This window comes from Streptomyces sp. MZ04, from assembly GCF_004684775.1.
Taxonomy (GTDB): domain Bacteria; phylum Actinomycetota; class Actinomycetes; order Streptomycetales; family Streptomycetaceae; genus Streptomyces.
This window is the reverse complement of sequence record NZ_SRIC01000184.1, coordinates 1-16,992: the sequence shown is the minus strand read 5'-3', so window position 1 is coordinate 16,992 and position 16,992 is coordinate 1. Positions and strand designations below refer to the sequence as shown.

The 16,992-nt window shown below is 71.2% G+C and carries 12 protein-coding genes; all 12 read right to left on the bottom strand.

Translation table 11 applies throughout. The features are described from left to right. Positions 1-427: adenosylhomocysteinase (locus E2651_RS29500; RefSeq protein ID WP_167828926.1), on the bottom strand; the 427-nt coding region annotated here is incomplete at its 3' end. Continuing rightward, complete coding sequence (metF, locus tag E2651_RS29495; RefSeq protein ID WP_135334298.1) at positions 405-1,310, bottom strand: methylenetetrahydrofolate reductase [NAD(P)H]; 906 nt, start codon at positions 1,308-1,310, stop codon at positions 405-407. The genes metF and E2651_RS29500, both read right to left, overlap by 23 nt. Continuing rightward, a complete protein-coding gene (metH, locus tag E2651_RS29490; RefSeq protein ID WP_135334297.1) occupies positions 1,307-4,834 on the bottom strand; it encodes a methionine synthase in 3,528 nt (1,175 codons plus the stop codon). Before metH ends, metF begins: the two co-directional genes overlap by 4 nt. Continuing rightward, complete coding sequence (locus E2651_RS29485; RefSeq protein WP_135334296.1) at positions 4,831-5,814, bottom strand: carbohydrate kinase family protein; 984 nt, start codon at positions 5,812-5,814, stop codon at positions 4,831-4,833. The genes metH and E2651_RS29485 overlap by 4 nt, the downstream gene beginning before the upstream one ends. Positions 5,815-5,879: 65 nt before the next feature. Beyond that, positions 5,880-7,091, bottom strand: a complete 1,212-nt coding sequence (gene metK, locus E2651_RS29480) for a methionine adenosyltransferase (protein ID WP_135334295.1) — start codon at positions 7,089-7,091, stop codon at positions 5,880-5,882. 136 nt (positions 7,092-7,227) lie between these two features. After that, positions 7,228-11,373 carry a condensation domain-containing protein gene (locus E2651_RS29475; protein ID WP_135334294.1) on the bottom strand — a complete coding sequence of 1,382 codons (4,146 nt, stop codon included), beginning with the start codon at positions 11,371-11,373 and terminating at the stop codon, positions 7,228-7,230. A gap of 186 nt (positions 11,374-11,559) precedes the next feature. Next, the gene (locus E2651_RS29470) at positions 11,560-12,498 is read right to left on the bottom strand and encodes an SRPBCC family protein (protein WP_135334293.1); all 939 of its coding nucleotides are present in this window, start codon (positions 12,496-12,498) and stop codon (positions 11,560-11,562) included. A gap of 92 nt (positions 12,499-12,590) precedes the next feature. Further along, on the bottom strand, positions 12,591-13,340 hold the full coding sequence (locus E2651_RS29465; protein ID WP_135334292.1) for a thioesterase domain-containing protein: 750 nt from the start codon (positions 13,338-13,340) through the stop codon (positions 12,591-12,593). Positions 13,341-13,542: 202 nt separating this feature from the next. Continuing rightward, complete coding sequence (locus E2651_RS29460; RefSeq protein WP_135334291.1) at positions 13,543-14,364, bottom strand: AfsR/SARP family transcriptional regulator; 822 nt, start codon at positions 14,362-14,364, stop codon at positions 13,543-13,545. 262 nt (positions 14,365-14,626) lie between these two features. Then, positions 14,627-15,466 carry an AfsR/SARP family transcriptional regulator gene (locus tag E2651_RS29455; RefSeq protein ID WP_135334290.1) on the bottom strand — a complete coding sequence of 280 codons (840 nt, stop codon included), beginning with the start codon at positions 15,464-15,466 and terminating at the stop codon, positions 14,627-14,629. A 201-nt stretch (positions 15,467-15,667) separates the two neighbouring features. Then, a complete protein-coding gene (locus E2651_RS29450) occupies positions 15,668-16,339 on the bottom strand; it encodes a ScbR family autoregulator-binding transcription factor (RefSeq protein WP_135334289.1) in 672 nt (223 codons plus the stop codon). A 267-nt stretch (positions 16,340-16,606) separates the two neighbouring features. Beyond that, positions 16,607-16,992: heterodisulfide reductase-related iron-sulfur binding cluster (locus tag E2651_RS29445; RefSeq protein WP_135334288.1), on the bottom strand; the 386-nt coding region annotated here is incomplete at its 5' end.

The window sequence follows — 16,992 nt, the reverse complement described above, 5'->3', positions numbered from 1 at the left end:
CGTCGCCGCCGTCGTCCAGGATCATGTTCGGGCCGCCGGTGGGGGTGTTCGGCCAGGTCAGCGCCTGCTCCGTGCACCACCAGTACTCCTCCAGGGTCTCGCCCTTCCAGGCGAAGACCGGGATGCCTGCGACGGCGACGGCGGCGGCCGCGTGGTCCTGGGTCGAGAAGATGTTGCAGGAGACCCAGCGGACCTCCGCGCCCAGGGCGGTCAGGGTCTCGATGAGGACGGCGGTCTGCACCGTCATGTGCAGCGAGCCCATGATGCGGGCGCCGGCCAGCGGCTGCGCGTCGGCGTACTCCCTGCGGAGGGCCATCAGGCCGGGCATCTCGTGCTCGGCGAGAGTGATCTCCTTGCGGCCGAACTCGGCGAGGGAGAGGTCCGCGACCTTGAAGTCGGTGAAGTCAGCGCTGGGCTGCGAGGACATGCTGGGTGCTCCTTGAGTTCAGTACGTTGCGGTGGATCTCGAGCGTCGCCGTCGATCGGTTGAGCGTGATGTAGTGCAGTCCGGGGGCGCCTTCGGCCAGCAGCCGCTCGGCCATGGCGGTGGCGTACGCGACGCCGACGCGGCGGCCTTCGGCGGGGTCGTCGCGCGCGGTGTCCAGGCGGTGGGCCAGCTCTTCGGGGAAGGCGGCGCCGCTCAGCTCGGCGAAGCGGGCGATCTGCCGTACGTCGGTGGCCGGCATGATCTCCGGGATGATCGGGGTGTCGCAGCCCGCGGCGGCCACCCGGTCGCGCAGCCGCAGATAGTCCTCGGCCCGGAAGAACATCTGGGTGATCGCGTAGTCGGCGCCCGCCCGGCACTTGGCGACGAAGTGCCGGATGTCGCTCTCCCAGTCCGGTGAGCGCGGATGGCGTTCGGGGAAGGCGGCCACGCCGACGCTGAAGTCTCCCGACTCCTTGACCAGACGCACCAGTTCATGGGCGTGGGCGAAGCCGTCGGGGTGCGGGATCCAGGGGGCGTTCGGGTCGCCGGGCGGATCACCGCGCAGTGCCAGGACATCCCGGACGCCTGCGTCGGCGTACTGGCCGATGATGTTGCGCAGCTCGGCCACCGAGTGGCCGACGGCGGTCAGATGGGCGACGGGACGCAGGGTCGTCTCGGCCGCGATCCGCTTGGTCACCTCGACGGTACGGTCCCTGGAGGAGCCGCCCGCCCCGTAGGTGACGGACACGAACGCCGGGGCGAGGGGCTCGATCCGGCGGATCGCCTGCCACAGGGTGCGGGCTCCGGCGTCGGTCTTCGGCGGGAAGAACTCGAAGGAGAACGACGGGGTCGCCCGGTCGAGAACGTCGCGCAGGGTGGTCACTCCCGGCCTCCGGCGTTGAAGTAGCTGGCCTCGGGGTGGTGCAGGACGATGGCGTCGGTGGACTGTTCGGGGTGCAGCTGGAACTCCTCGGAGAGCTGGACGCCGATCCGCTCCGGCCGGAGCAGTTCGGCGATCTTGGCTCGGTCCTCCAGGTCGGGGCAGGCCGGGTAGCCCAGGGAGTAGCGGCAGCCCTGGTACTCGGTACGGAACATGCCGTCGGTGGTGTCCGGATCGGCCCCGGAGATACCGAGTTCGGCGCGTACGCGTGCGTGCCAGTACTCGGCGAGCGCCTCGGCCAACTGGACGGACAGGCCGTGCAGTTCGAGGTAGTCGCGGTACGAGTCGGCCGCGAACAGCTCGGCGGCGGCCTCACCGATCTTCGAGCCGACGGTGACGACCTGCAGCCCGACCACATCGACCTCGCCGGACTCCTCCGATCGGAAGAAGTCCGCCAGGCACAGGCGGCGGCCGCGGCGCTGACGCGGGAAGGTGAACCGCGTGCGCTCGCTGCCCTGCTCGTCCAGGAGGATCAGGTCGTCGCCCTTGGAGACGCACGGGAAGTAGCCGTGCACGACGGCCGCTTCCAGCAGGTTCTCGGTCTGGAGCCGGTCGAGCAGACCGCGCAGCCGCGGGCGGCCCTCGCTCTCGACCAGTTCCTCGTACGTGGCGGACGTGGCGGACATGGCGGACGTGGCGGACGACGGGCCTGCGCTGCCGCGTGATCCCTTGAGGCCCCACTGGCCTTTGAAGAGGGCGGCCTCGTCAAGCCAGGACGCGTACTCCTTGAGCTGGATGCCCTTGACTACGCGGGTGCCCCAGAACGGCGGCTCGGGAATGGGGTTGTCGACGGCGACGTCCGAGCGGGCGGGGCCCTCGTCCTCGTTGACCTCCAGGACGGGCGTGCTCCTCTTGGCCACGCGGCGCTGTTTGAGTTCGGGGAGGGTCGCTCCGGGGACTCCGCGCTTGACCGCGATGAGGGCGTCCATCAGGCGCAGGCCCTCGAACGCGTCGCGGGCGTAGCGCACTTCGCCTTCGTAGATCTCGTGCAGATCCTGCTCTACATACGCACGGGTGAGCGCGGCGCCGCCGAGGATCACCGGGAAGTCGGCCGCCATCTTGCGCTGGTTGAGCTCCTCCAGGTTCTCCTTCATGATCACCGTCGACTTCACCAGGAGACCGGACATGCCGATGACGTCGGCGCGGTGCTCCTCGGCGGCGTCCAGGATCGCGGCGACGGGCTGCTTGATGCCCAGGTTGACCACGTTGTAGCCGTTGTTGGACAAGATGATGTCGACCAGGTTCTTGCCGATGTCATGGACGTCGCCACGGACCGTGGCCAGCACGATCGTGCCCTTGCCCTCCGCGTCCGACTTCTCCATGTGCGGCTCGAGATGAGCCACCGCGGTCTTCATGACCTCGGCCGACTGCAGCACGAACGGCAGCTGCATCTGCCCGGAACCGAAGAGCTCACCGACGACCTTCATGCCCTCAAGCAGGGTGTCGTTGACGATGGCCAGGGCCGGCCGCTCGGTGAGCGCCTCGTCGAGGTCGGCCTCCAGGCCGTTCTTCTCACCGTCGATGATGCGCCGCTGCAGGCGCTCGTCCAGCGGCAGAGCGAGGAGTTCCTCGGCCTTGCCCGCCTTCATCGACTTGGTGGAGACGCCCTCGAACAGCTCCATGAGCCTTTGCAGCGGGTCGTAGCCCTCGGAGCGCCGGTCGTAGATCAGGTCATGCGCGACCTTCACCTGCTCGTCGTCGAAGCGCGCGATCGGCAGGATCTTGGACGCGTGCACGATCGCCGAGTCAAGACCCGCCTTGACGCACTCGTCCAAGAACACCGAGTTCAGCAGCACACGGGCGGCCGGATTGAGGCCGAAGGAGATGTTGGACAGACCAAGGGTGGTCTGCACGTCGGGGTGGCGCCGCTTGAGTTCGCGGATGGCCCCGATGGTGGCGATGCCGTCACCCCGGGACTCTTCCTGACCGGTGCAGATGGTGAAGGTCAGGGTGTCGATGAGGATGTCCGACTCGTGGATGCCCCAGTTGCCGGTCAGGTCGGCGATCAGCCGCTCGGCGATGGCGACCTTGTGCTCGACGCTGCGGGCCTGGCCCTCCTCGTCGATGGTCAGCGCGATCAGCGCGGCGCCGTGCTCCTTGGCCAGCGCGGTGACCTTCGTGAACCGCGACTCCGGGCCGTCCCCGTCCTCGTAGTTGACCGAGTTGATGACCGCACGGCCACCCAGCTTCTCCAACCCGGCCTGGATCACCGGCAGTTCGGTGGAGTCCAGAACGATCGGCAGCGTCGACGTGGTCGCGAAACGCCCGGCCAGCTCCGCCATGTCGGCCACACCGTCGCGGCCCACGTAGTCCACGCACAGGTCGAGCATGTGCGCGCCCTCGCGGATCTGGTCGCGCGCCATCTCCACACAGTCGTCCCAGCGGCCCTCGAGCATCGCCTCACGGAACTTCTTCGACCCGTTGGCGTTCGTACGCTCACCGATCGCCATGTACGCCGTGTCCTGGCGGAACGGCACCGTCTGGTAGAGCGACGCGGCGCCCGGCTCGGGATGCGGCTCGCGCACGGGCGGGGTGACGCCCCGCATCCGCTCCACCACCTGACGCAGATGCTCCGGCGTCGTACCGCAACAGCCGCCCACCAGCGAAAGCCCGTAGTCGCCGACGAACGTCTGCTGGGCGTCCGCCAGGCCCTCGGGGCCGAGCGGGAAGTGCGCGCCGTCCTTGGTCAGAACGGGCAGGCCCGCGTTGGGCATGCACAGCAGCGGAACACGGGCGTGCCGGGTGAGATAGCGCAGGTGCTCGCTCATCTCGGCGGGACCCGTCGAGCAGTTGAGGCCGATCATGTCGATGCCCAGCGGCTCGAGCGCCGTCAGCGCCGCGCCGATCTCCGAGCCGAGCAGCATCGTGCCCGTCGTCTCGAACGCCATCGACACCAGCAGAGGCACCTCGCCGCCGAGCGCCTTCATCGCCCGGCGGGCGCCCAGCACGGACGCCTTCGTCTGAAGGAGGTCCTGGGTGGTCTCCACCAGGAGCGCGTCGGCGCCGCCCGCGATCAGCCCCTCCGCGTTGGCCTGGAAGCCGTCCCGGATCGTCTCGTAGCCGATGTGGCCGAGCGTGGGCAGCTTGGTGCCGGGGCCCATCGAGCCCAGGACCCAGCGGGTGCGGCCGTCCCGCGCGGTGAACGCGTCGGCCGCCTCACGCGCGACGCGGGCACCCGCCTCGGACAGCTCACCGACGCGGTCGGCGATGTCGTACTCCGCCGCGGCGGAGTGGTTGGCCCCGAAGGTGTTGGTCTCGACGCAGTCGACACCCACCGCGAAGTACGCCTCGTGCACCGAGCGCACGATGTCGGGGCGGGTGAGGTTGAGGATCTCGTTGCAGCCCTCGAGCTGCTGGAAGTCCTCCAGCGTCGGGTCCTGCTCCTGGAGCATCGTGCCCATTGCCCCGTCGGCCACCACCACACGCGTGGCGAGTGCCTCGCGCAGGGCCAAGACCCGGGAGTTCATGAGGGCTCTCCGAGGACGGGTGCGAGCGGCTCGGCCGCACCGGGGCCATAGGCCCGCTCGACGAGGGCGGCCAGCTGCCCCGGATCGACCTCGTGGGCCTGCGAACCCACCGCGCCGAGGGCCACGGAGGCCAGTGCGCACCCCAGTCGGGCCGCGGGCTCCAGCGGCACGTCGTGGCTGACGGCGGCCAGGAATCCGGCGCGGAAGGCGTCGCCGCCGCCGGTCGGGTCGGCCGGCTCGATGCCGGGGACGGCGGGGACGGTGAGGGCGGGCTGCCCGGACCGTTCGATGCGTACGCCCTGTGAGCCCAGGGTGGTGATCCAGCCGCCTACAGTCGCCAGGACGTCGCCCTTGCTCCAGCCGGTGTGCTCCATCAGCAGCGCGGCCTCGTACTCGTTGGTGAACAGCCAGGTGGCGCCGTCCACCAGGTCGCGGACCTGGCCGCCGTCCAGGCGGGCCAGCTGCTGCGAGGGGTCGGCCGCGAAGGGGATGCCGAGGGAGCGGCACTCCGCGGTGTGGCGCAGCATCGCCGACGGGTCGTCGGGCGAGATCAGGACGAGGCCGGGGCGGTCGGCACCGGTGAGCAGGGTGCGCAGTTCGATGTCGTACGCCTCTGCCATCGCACCGGCGTAGAACGCGGCGATCTGGTTGTCGTCCTCGTCGGTGATGCACATGAAGCGGGCCGTCTGCCGTTCGGCACTGACCCGCACTCCCCCGGTGTCGACGCCGTGCTCCTTCAGCCACACCGCGTACTCGGCGAAGTCCGTGCCCGCCGCCCCGACCAGCAGGGGCGACAGGCCGAAACCGCCGAGCCCGAAGGCGATGTTGGCCGCGACGCCGCCCCAGCGCACCTCGAGCCGGTCGACGAGGAACGAGAGCGAGACATGCGCGAGCTGGTCGGGCAGCAGCTGGTCCTCGAACCGCCCGGGGAAGACCATCAGATGGTCGGTGGCTATGGATCCTGTCACCGCGATGCGCACGGGAACTCCTTCGATCGCTTGGGTCGCTGGTCGCGGGTGCCGAACTGGCCGTCCGGGTGCGGGACTCAGCGGCCCGCGGCCGCGCTGAGCAGCTCGGCGCGGTCGGTGCGCTCCCAGGTGAAGTCGGGCAGCTCGCGGCCGAAGTGGCCGTACGCGGCGGTCTGGGCGTAGATCGGCCGGAGCAGGTCGAGGTCGCGGATGATGGCGGCCGGGCGGAGGTCGAAGACCTCGGTGATGGCCTTCTCGATCCTCTCGGTGTCGACCTTGTTGGTGCCGAAGGTCTCGACGAAGAGGCCGACGGGCTCGGCCTTGCCGATCGCGTAGGCGACCTGGACCTCGCAGCGGGCCGCGAGGCCCGCGGCGACGACGTTCTTGGCGACCCAGCGCATCGCGTACGCCGCCGAACGGTCCACCTTGGAGGGGTCCTTGCCGGAGAAGGCGCCGCCGCCGTGGCGGGCCATGCCGCCGTACGTGTCGATGATGATCTTGCGGCCGGTCAGACCGGCGTCGCCCATCGGGCCGCCGATCTCGAAGCGTCCCGTCGGGTTGACCAGGAGGCGGTAGCCCTCGGTCTCCAGCTTGATGCCGTCCTGCGCGAGGCGGCTCAGGACGTGACCGACGACCTCCTCGCGGATGTCGGGGGTGAGCAGCGACTCCAGGTCGATGTCGGGGGCGTGCTGGGTGGAGACCACGACCGTGTCGAGGCGCACGGGACGGTCGCCGTCGTACTCGATGGTGACCTGCGTCTTGCCGTCCGGGCGGAGGTAGGGGATGGTGCCGTCCTTGCGGACCTCGGTGAGGCGGCGGGACAGCCGGTGGGCCAGCTCGATGGGCAGCGGCATCAGGTTCGGCGTCTCGTCGGTGGCGTAGCCGAACATCAGGCCCTGGTCGCCCGCCCCTTGCTGGTCGAGGGCGTCGTCCTCTCCACCCTCGGTCCGCTGCTCGTACGAGGCGTCGACGCCCTGCGCGATGTCCGGGGACTGGGCGCCGATGGACACCGAGACGCCGCACGAGGCGCCGTCGAAGCCCTTGGCCGACGAGTCGTATCCGATCTCGAGGATGGCGTCGCGCACCAGTTGGGCGATCGGGGCGTAGGTCTTGGTGGTCACCTCGCCCGCGATGTGCACCTGGCCGGTGGTGATCAGGGTCTCCACGGCGACGCGCGAGGCCGGGTCGTCCCGCAGCAGCGCGTCGAGGACCGTGTCACTGATCCGGTCGGCGATCTTGTCGGGATGCCCCTCGGTCACGGACTCCGAGGTGAACAGACGACGCGACATGTCTCTCCAGATGGTTGCGGCCCACAGCACGAACGACTCAGCGGCCCGGGCGAGTTCACCCGGGCCACAGCCACGATGCAGAACGCCGAACGAGGGAGTCTCGAACAACGACGGAACAGGAGTGGACCGGCGTCCGTCACACCTCGGCCGCGGTGGCGTCCTGCAGGGCCTGGGCGAGGGCGCGCAGCCGTGCCTGCTCGTCCGCGGAGGCGTCGGCGAGCACCACCCTGGGCGGGCGGGCACCGCCCTGGTCGGACGCCGCGATCCGCCGGGCCAGGTCGCAGGCGATGACACCGGCACCGGAGAAACCGGCGAGCAGCAGGGGCCGGGCGGCGGCGAGTGCCCTGAGGGCGGGCCGCGCACCGTCGGTGCCGGATCCCATGGCAGATCCCGTGCCGGATCCCGTGGTGAGCAGCAGCAGTTCCTGGGGCCCCGGATAGCCGGCGGCGAACAGGTCGTAGCAGGTCTCGGGGGCGCCGGGCGGCGGGATCAGGCAGATCGTGCCCGCCCGGTCCCGGCGCGCGGCCCGCAGGGTGACCAGCTCGGTGCCCCGGCCGTCCCCGGCGGTCTCGGCCAGGCTCGGTACGGCACTCTCGTCCGGCGGCGCCGGGGCCTCGGTCTCGTTGAGCAGCGCCAGGGCCTCCCCCACGGTGGTGGTCTCGCCCGCCGACATGGGCAGCGCACGCAGTAACAGGGCGCTCTGCGCAAGGAGTTCGGCGGCCGCGTCCTCGTCGAGCAGGGCCCGGTCGTGCACCCCGGTGAGGACCAGGCCGCCCGCGCTGTCGTGGCGGGCGAGCAGCCCGATGGGCAGCACGGAGCGGGCCGGCAGGGTGTCCGGGAGCTCGGCGTGGATGCCGTGTTCGGCGAGCCGGGCCTCCAGGCCGTCCAGCGGATGCGGCGGATCCTCGAAGACGATGACGGTGTCGGGGTCCGTGCCGCCGTTGTTCCAGGCCCGGATCCAGTCGGCCGGCACCCATTCGTAGGCGGCCATGTCCAGGGCGCGGTCGCGCAGTTGGCGCAGCAGCCGCGGCACGGTGCCCGCCGGGTCCACCTCGACGGACATCGGCAGCGGGTTGCGCAGCGGCCCCGGCATCCGGGCCACGCCCTCGAGCGCGACGCCCCGCCCCGACACGGTCACCGCGAAACAGACCGGGGCCGGTCCCGCGGCGCCGGACGCCCGGTAGATGAGCAGGGCCCAGACCGCCTGGAGCACACTGCTCTCGGCGGTGCCCCAGGTGCCCGCCCAGTGCGCGAGGCGGCTGGTCTCGACGGGGTCCAGGCGCAGCCGGACATGGCCGACACCGGTCTGCCCGGCCCGCGCGGCGGACCGGACCGGCCGCGATGCCGCACCGGCGGGCGGGGCGCTGTTCGCCCAGTAGCCGCGGGCGGGCTCCAGGTCCTGGGAGGCGACCCAGGCCGTGTAATCGCACAGGTCGGGGCGGCGCTCGCCGCCGGGCAGGGTGCCGCCCGCGAGATAGGCGCGGTAGAACTCGCGCAGCAGGAGGTGCGCGCTCCAGTTGTCGAGCAGCGCCCGGTGATAGGTGATCAGGATCCGGGTGGGCGCGACGGGGTCCGCGGGCCCGGTCCGCTCCGTCTCGAGGAGGGTGAGCCGCAGCGCTCCGGGGCGGCGCAGGTCGAAGCCGCGCAGCCGGTCGCGCTCCAGGAGGGCGGACAAGTCGCCGTCGGCGAAGGTGCGGCGGGTGATGTTGGGTACGACCTGTTCGTCGGTCACGAGCAGCGGTTCGGTGCCGTCGGCGAACGCGGTGCGCAGCACGCTCTCGCAGTCGAACACCGACTGCCAGGATCTGGTGAAGCGGCGCAGGTCGAGGGGGCCGCGCCACACCCAGACGAGCTGCTCGACATGGTGTCCGGTGCCGGGCCGCGCGTCGCCGCCCGTGTACAGCGCCGCCTGCTGAGGGGTGGCCCGGAAGATCCGCGGGATCGGGGCGGGCGCGGCGGCCAGCTCCTCGAGCACCTCCCGCAGCAGCCGCGCCAGGTCGCCGACGGAGGTGTCGGTGACACCGGCCGCGGGGTCGCTCACCCAGTCGAGACCGATCTGCAGCCTGCCCTCGTGGACCTGGGCCCGCACCTCGACAGGGTGGGCGGGCCGGTGCACGGGGCGGGCGGAGCCGGGCAGCGGGCCGCCGGTGTCGTCGAGGGCCAGGCAGACCCGCGCGGGCGCCAGATCGCGCAGGGCACGGCGCACCGCCGGATCGGCACTCCACTCACGGCACGCCCCGAACCCGGCCCCGGCCCCGGCACGCCCGGCGCACGCGGCCAACGGCTCGGCCAGAGCGGTCAGTTGACCGAGCAGATCAGGCCCCGGCCCCAGGGCGAACCGAACCGGATACGGCTCGGCGAGCCGCCCCACATGACGCCGCAGCCCCGCCCGGTCGCCTCGCGGATCACTACGTACGTCGAAGCAGGCCTCGTCACTTCCCTGCCAGCGGGCAAGCGCCAGGGCGAGCACCCCGGTCAACACCTGCCCGGTGGTCAGCACAAGCCGCCGAGCAAGACCTTCGGCGACCCGCTCGGTGAAGTCCTCGTCCAGCTCGAAGCGAGTGTGCCGGACACCTGCGTTGTCCGGCGGCGTGCGCCCCGGCAAGACGGTCTGGGCCCGGTGCTCGGCGATCAGATTCCAGTGCTGAGCCTCGGTGAAGTCACCTGCCAACTCGCGCAGCTCGGCGACCCAGTCGGCGAGACCGTCGGGCTCGGGCAGTGGCGCGGCTTGGCCGTCGGCGGTGCTGGGGACGGTGCTCGTGGCGGGGTCGGTGGCTGTGCCGGGGGCCGCGGCGGTGCCGGGAGCGGCGCTCGTGGCGGGGTCGGTGGCTGTGCCGGGGGCCGCGGCCGTGTCAGGAGCGGCGCTCGTGGCGGGGTCGGTGGCTGTGCCGGGGACCGCGGCCGTGCCGGGACCAGCGCTCGTGCCGGGACCAGCGCTCGTGCCGGGAACGGCGGCCGTGCCGGGACCAGCGCTCGTGCCGGGAACGGCGGTCATGCCGGGACCAGCGCTCGTGCCAGGAGCCGCGCTCATGCCGGGAACGGCGGCCGTCCTGGGACCAGCGCTCGTGCCCGGAGCCGCGCTCATGCCGGGAGCGGCGCTCGCGCCGGAGGCGGTGGCCATGCCGCGGGCGGTGGCCATGCCGGGATCAGCGCTCGTCCCGGGAACGGCGCTCGTGTCAGGATCAGCGGCCGTGCCGAGCGCGGCGTTCGTGCCCGGAGCGGCGGTCATGCCGGGAACGGCGGCCGTGCTGGGATCAGCGCTCGTGCCGGGAACGGCGGCCGTGCTGGGATCAGCGCTCGTGCCAGGAGCCGCGCTCATGCCGGGAGCGGCGCTCGCGCCGGAGGCGGTGGCCATGCCGCGGGCGGTGGCCATGCCGGGATCAGCGCTCGTCCCGGGAACGGCGCTCGTGTCAGGATCAGCGGCCGTGCCGAGCGCGGCGTTCGTGCCCGGAGCGGCGGTCATGCCGGGAACGGCGGCCGTACCGGGAGCGGCGCTCGTGCCGGGATCAGCGGTCATGCCAGGAGCAGCACTCACGCCAGGAGCAGCGGCCGCGCCAAGCGCGGCGATCAAGTCGTCGAGCAGGATGCGCCACGACGCGGTGTCCACGGCCGACTCATGGGCGACCACGGCTATCCGGTCGGCCCGCGGCCCGGGCGTACGGCGGTCCGTGGCGAGCAGGACCCGTAGTTGGACACCGGCGTACGCGTCGAGTGTCCCGCCGACCGAGTCCACCAGCGCGGCGAAGCCGGCCTCATCGCCGAACTCCCCCTCCACCACCGGCTCCCGGCCGCCGAAAGCCGCAGCCGTGTGCCCGTCCCCGGCGTCGAGACAGGAACGCAGCTGCGGGTGGACGGCCACGACGGCACGCAGTGCCGCACGCAGCGCGGCCATGCCCACCGAGGCCCCCGCCTCGAACACCATCGCCTCGTACCGCCGCTGCCCCTCCCGCGCGAGCGCCACGCGCTGGGCGGGGGGCATGGGCGGGCCGGCCGGTGCCGGCGGCTCGGTGAGCCGGTCGGCTATCCGGCCCGCGACGAACGCGATGGGCACACCCTGCGGCGCGGAGAACCGCAGGGTGTGGTGGTCCGGCCCGTGCCGCAGCAGCAGGTGCGGGAAGCCGGGCCGGTCCGGGTCGCCGACGGTGAGCTCGCCCAGGACCTGTTCCAGCGCGGCCGCGTCGAGCGGCCCGCGCATCTCGAGGTCCCACGGCGCCGGGTACGGAGGGGTCCCGGGGACCACGATCACGTACATCGGAGCCTGCGGGAATCGGTGAGCAGTCATGACGTCCCGGGGGCGCCCGCTGTCGCCCGGACCGAGCCGTGCTGCCTCTCCTCGATCACGGCCTCCTGACCTGCCTGCGTCCCCAACGGTCGAGATCAGCACGCTAAGGCAGTACGCGTCCCAAGTCCGATTTCCCAAGCGGGTATGCAGTGGCGTCTGAGCGGGCCACGAGAGCGGCGGCTCCGGTCACAGCTGACGGACGGCGCTCTCCGCGTGCTGCCGGGCCAGGTTGAGCAGGGTCATGCTGTCGCGGCCGAGCATCTCCCGCACGTGCCGCCGCGCGTCGGCGAGGTCCGCGCCGCGGCCGAGCACCGCGGCGATGTCCTCCTCGCGCAACACGACGACCTGCTTCGAGGTGATGGTCGTCCCCGTCTCGTCCGGGACGACGGACCACTCGCCGGTGTGTGACGCGAGCAGCGGGAAGGGCGTCGTGTGCTTGTAGACGATGCGGCCCGCGTGCGGGAAGCAGATCCGTACCGCCGCGGCGGTGTGCGAGCCGTCCTCGGTCAGCCGGTCCAGGGTCATGAGCTGCACTCCCGGCGACTCCTCGGTGAGGGCGACCCGGGCGACACCCGGCACCACGTCGGACCAGCTCCCGGCCCGGTACAGGAAGTCGTAGGCCAGCTCGGCCGGGCCGCTGACCCGGATCGAGTCCTCGAAGGACAGCACCAGGTCGTCCAGGCGCGTCCACCGCTCGGCGAAGCTCTTCAACTGGGCGAGCTGCGCGCGGATGCCCAGGTCGACGACCCGCGGCGACCACTCCTTGTCGGGCAGATGGTCAGGGCTGTAGCTCAGCCCCAGCACGGTCTCGTGCGGGCCCCGGGCCCGTATGGTCAGCACGCACCCTGAGCCCTGCGGCGCATTGGGCCCCGTCCTCCGGACCTCCAGGCGGCGCTCCACCTGGTCCAGATGACGCCATGTCGACCACGACTTCACCTGTCCCTCCACGAGGGACCACATCCGCAGGCGTTCATGTCCGCCGTCGGACTCCAGGCACTCCACATGGACGCTGTGGGAGCAGTACAGCGGCAGCTTCGCCCCCTCGGCGAGCACCGCGTAGACCACACCCGCGGGCGCGGACACACGAACGCGATGCGCCGTGCTGCCGACACGCGAAGCAGACATCTGAACACCTCTCTCTGCACATTCCGCCGTCCTGCCCCGGAGTTGACGACGCGACGGGGAAAACCCGGATCCGATGGCTCCGGAGTCCGGGATCAACCGACGGGCGCGGGCTCCTTGGTGAGTCGCCGGGCCACGCGGCAGGCCCGGCCCAGGAGCCGGGGCAGTTCACGGCCGCCGCGTACGAAGAAGTGGCGCCCGGGGACGGTGCGGGACCAGACCGGCCCGTCGGTCCACTGGCAGCCGTCGGCTGTCGCGGGCGGGACGAGCAGGTTCTCCTGCGAGTCGACGACGAGCACCGGGGTGGTGAGCCGGCCGGCCGGCGAAGGCTCGCGGGCGGCCGCGTGCAGGTCCTGGGCCAGCTCCAGATCGGCGCGGAGCACCGGCAGCGTGGCCCTGAGCCAGATCCCCTCGTCGCTGCTCGCCGGCACGGCACCCTTGCCGCTCAGGACATGCAGCAGCTCGGCGTCGGTGGCACTGCGGGCATCCGCGAGACCGGCGGGCAGGTACGGTGCCGGCCAGGCGCCGACGGCCAGCAGGGCCGGGCCCGGCAGTCCGGCCTCGTGCACGGCCCGCGCCACGGTGAGCGCGATCATCGCGCCGAGGCCGTGCCCGTACAGCACGTACGGGCCGGGCTGCGGCGCGGTGAACTGCGGCAGCAGGTCGGCGAGCAGCGCGTCGCGCGTGGTCACCCGGCGTTCGTCGTGCTGCACGCCGCTGCCCGGCCGGAAGACCGGGACGGGTTCCACACCGGCTCCGACGTGCGCCGCCCAGCCGTCGAAGACGGAGGCGCCTTCGGCAGAGTGCCCGAAACAGTACAGCCGCACAGGCTGGTCGTTCGACATGGCTCCTCCTCTACATCCGCCGCTGTTGCACGGGGGGGATTTCGAGCATGGCCATAAGGCCTCGAGTAGCACTCAAGAAAGAGCCGAAGCCACGTACAAAAAACCGAAGCCATGCATTCGGTGCCGCGGACGAACCACGGCACCTCACGGCACATCACTTGCACATCACTTGCACATCACGGCACGACCAACAGCAAAGTGCTCAGGCCGCGTACCGGTCGAAGGTCGAGCCGCGCCGCGGCCCGGCCATCACGTCGAGTTCCGGGTCGACGGCGAGCATCGCCTGGTGCAGGCGCTGCAGCTGCGGCGAGGGTTCCACGCCCAGCTCCTCTATCAGGCCCTCGCGCAGCTTGCGGTAGACATTCAGCGCGGAGGCCTGCCGGCCGGACCGGTACAGGGCCAGCATGGCCTGCGCGTGCAGACCCTCGTGCTGGGGGTGACGGGCGATCAGATCGGTGAGCTCGGCTATCAGTTCCGCGTGCCGGCCAAGACGCAGATCCGCGTCGATGCGCCGTTCCACGGTCACAAGACGGGATTCCTCGAGCCGCGTGACCTCTATCTCAAGGACCGGGCCGAGCCGTACGTCCACCAGCGCGGGCCCCTGCCACAGCTCGAGGGCCTGCCGGAAGCAGCGGGCCGCCCGTTCGTCCGCTCCGTCCTCGAAGGCCTCCTGGCCCTCGGCCACCAGACGCTCATAGGTGTGGACGTCCACGCACTCCGGCGGTATCTGCAGCAGATAGCCGCCCTGACGCGTGGCCAGCACGTTCTTCGCGGCGCCGGGTGAATCGGGCCCCATCGCGGTGCCGAGGCAGCGGCGCAGTTGCATGATGTAGGTCTGCAGCGTGGTCATCGCGCTCTGGGGCAGTTCCGTTCCCCAGATCTCTTCCATCAGCGTCGATACCGGTACGACGCGGCTCGGGTAGAGCGCGAGCAGGGCGAGCACCTGGCGGGGTTTCCCGGCGGTCGGGACGATCGAGTCCCCGTTCACGGCGGCACACAGCGGACCCAGAACCTGAATCTCCATGGTTCCCTCCGTAAGTCGTCGGGCACTCCCGATGGCTCAAAGTCGTCGGCGAACCTGCACGCTAACCTCGCACGCACCGGAAGCATCGGTTCCTTCAGTGGCATTTGAGCAATCCTCAACGCGCGGACCACTGCGTGACGTGCCTGAAGAAAACTCGGCGACGTGTTCCGAGAAACGCAGCGGAAAGCACCGAGAAACGCGAACGCGGCGCGGCACCGAAAAATGCACACGCCGATCACGCGGAAATCCGGCTGCCCGCCGCTCAGGCGGTCGGCGCCCGGCTGTCGCCGTCGTCGCCGCCCGCCGCCTTGTCGAGGACGATCTCGGGCCCGGCCGCGAGGATCTGCCGTTGGATACGCCGCAGACCGACCGAGGGCTCGATCCCCAACTCCCGTACGAGCGTGGTCCGCAGGCGCTGATAGGTCTCCAGCGCCTCGCTGCGCCGCCCGGAGCGGTACAGGGCGAGCATGTACTGGCCGCGCAGCGTCTCGTGGGTCGGGTAGCGGCCGACGAGCACGGTGAGTTCGGCGAGCAGTTCGCGGTGCCGGCCGAGCCGCAGATCCGCCTCTATACGCCGGTCGAGGGCGCACAGCCGGGTCTCCTCGAGCCGCTGGGCCTCCGTACGCAGATGCTCCCCGTCCCGTACGTCGGCGAAGGCGGGCCCGGTCCACAGGTCGAGGGCCTGGCGCAACTGCCGTGCCGCGCCCTGGAAGTCCCCGGCGTCCATGGCGGCGTAGCCGAGCGTCGTGAGCCGCTCGAACTCGCGGACGTCGCTGGTGCCGCCGCCGCTGTTGAGGAAATAGCCGCCCTGCACGGTGACGAGGACTTCCTTGGCCGTGCGCTGCGGCCCACCGTCCCCCTCTCCCCGCTCCAGGGCACCGGCGATGAGTTCGCGCAGCTGGAGCACGTAGGTCTGCAGGGTGGTACGGGCACTGCGCGGCGGCGTCCTGCCCCATAACTCCTCGGTGAGTGTCACCACGGAGACCATCTGGTCGGCGTGGAGCGCGAGCAGGGCGAGCACCTGACGCGGTTTCGGCGCGGTGGGCGTCACGCAGACGCCGTTCTCCCTGACGTCCAAGGCGCCCAGCACCTCGATGTTCACGGGGTCTCCCTGTCTCATGCCTGTGCTGCCTCAGCCCGGTCGGAGCCCGGTTTGAAACAAAACCGCACAGCCCGTATGTATTGTTCGGGAGCCAGAGTTACCACAGGCTCGGCAGAGCCACAACCTTCCACCGCTGTAAGGGAGTTCAAGCACATCGCGAGTCCCTCTGGACACCGCCCTGAGCGTAGACGAGCGGAGTCGCTACCACTCCGGCCGGGTCAGCCTCGACTGTGCCCGCGGGGGCGGTACGGCCCCCGGCGCCCGCGACCCGGAGGGTACGAGGCCGCCCATGTCCTGCCGGTCGGAGAGCAGCGGCAGCAGCAACTCCCAGACCCGGGTGACGCTCTGCCGGGACAGCCAGGAGGAGTCCTCGCCGCCGAGCACCTCCAGACCCACGGTCACCGCGACGACGACCCGGGCGGCATCCCTCCAGGAGACTCCCGTGGCGAGCGCACCGGCATGCTGGGCCCGGTGCAGGCTGTCGTCCACCCAGCGCTGCCACTCCTGACGCAGCGGGGACTCCGCACGGCGCGTGATGTCACCGGCGAGCTGGAAGCCGGCGCGGACCACGACGTCGTCGGCCAGGGCGCCGATCAGCGCGTGCATGCCGTCCACCACGCCCTGCAGGGAGTCGCCGTGCCGGGCCCGCGTCGTCTCGGTGAGCCGCCGCACGGTCTCGGCGGCCTTCACCTCGACCGCCTCGGCGAGCATGCTCTTGTTGGCGAAGTGGAAGTGCAGCGCTCCGTTGCTGACGCCGGCGCGTGCACTGATGGCACCCAGTGACGCGGGCACGAAGCCCATCTCCGCGAAGACCTCGGCCGCCGCATGGATCAGCGCACGCCGCGTGCGCGCGGCTCGCTCCTGTTTGACCATGTGCTGCCTCCTGGACACCGGGACATCGAACGCCGGCAAGGCACCGGCTCCTCGAGCCCCTTGCGACGTACACCTATATCTCGTGGGTGCTGTGCCCACGAGGCTGCAGGCACGGCTGTGCAAGAGCCACACCCAGGCTAACAAACCGCATAGGCGGTTTCATATAGGTGAGTTCAATATCCGCGGACCGAACATGGCTGGTCATGGCTGAGGGGCCGCCCATGGACGGCCCCTCAGTTCGACCTCACAACACCGTGCTGTACGCAGCTACTTCACGGGTTCGGGCTCCGGCTCGTGGGCCGTCTCCTGCGAGCCCTCCGGGTCCACCGGCGTCTTGACGGACTCGAGGAGCAGTTGGGCGACGTCGACGACCTGGATGGTTTCCTTGGCCTTGCCGTCGTTTTTCTTGCCGTTGACGGAGTCGGTCAGCATGACGAGGCAGAACGGGCAGGCGGTGGAGACGATGTCGGGGTTCAGGGAGAGGGCCTCGTCGACGCGTTCGTCGTTGATGCGCTTGCCGATGCGTTCTTCCATCCACATGCGGGCGCCGCCGGCGCCGCAGCAGAAGCCGCGTTCCTTGTGGCGGTGCATTTCCTCGTTGCGCAGGCCGGGGACCTTGCCGATGATCTCGCGCGGGGGTGTGTAGATCTTGT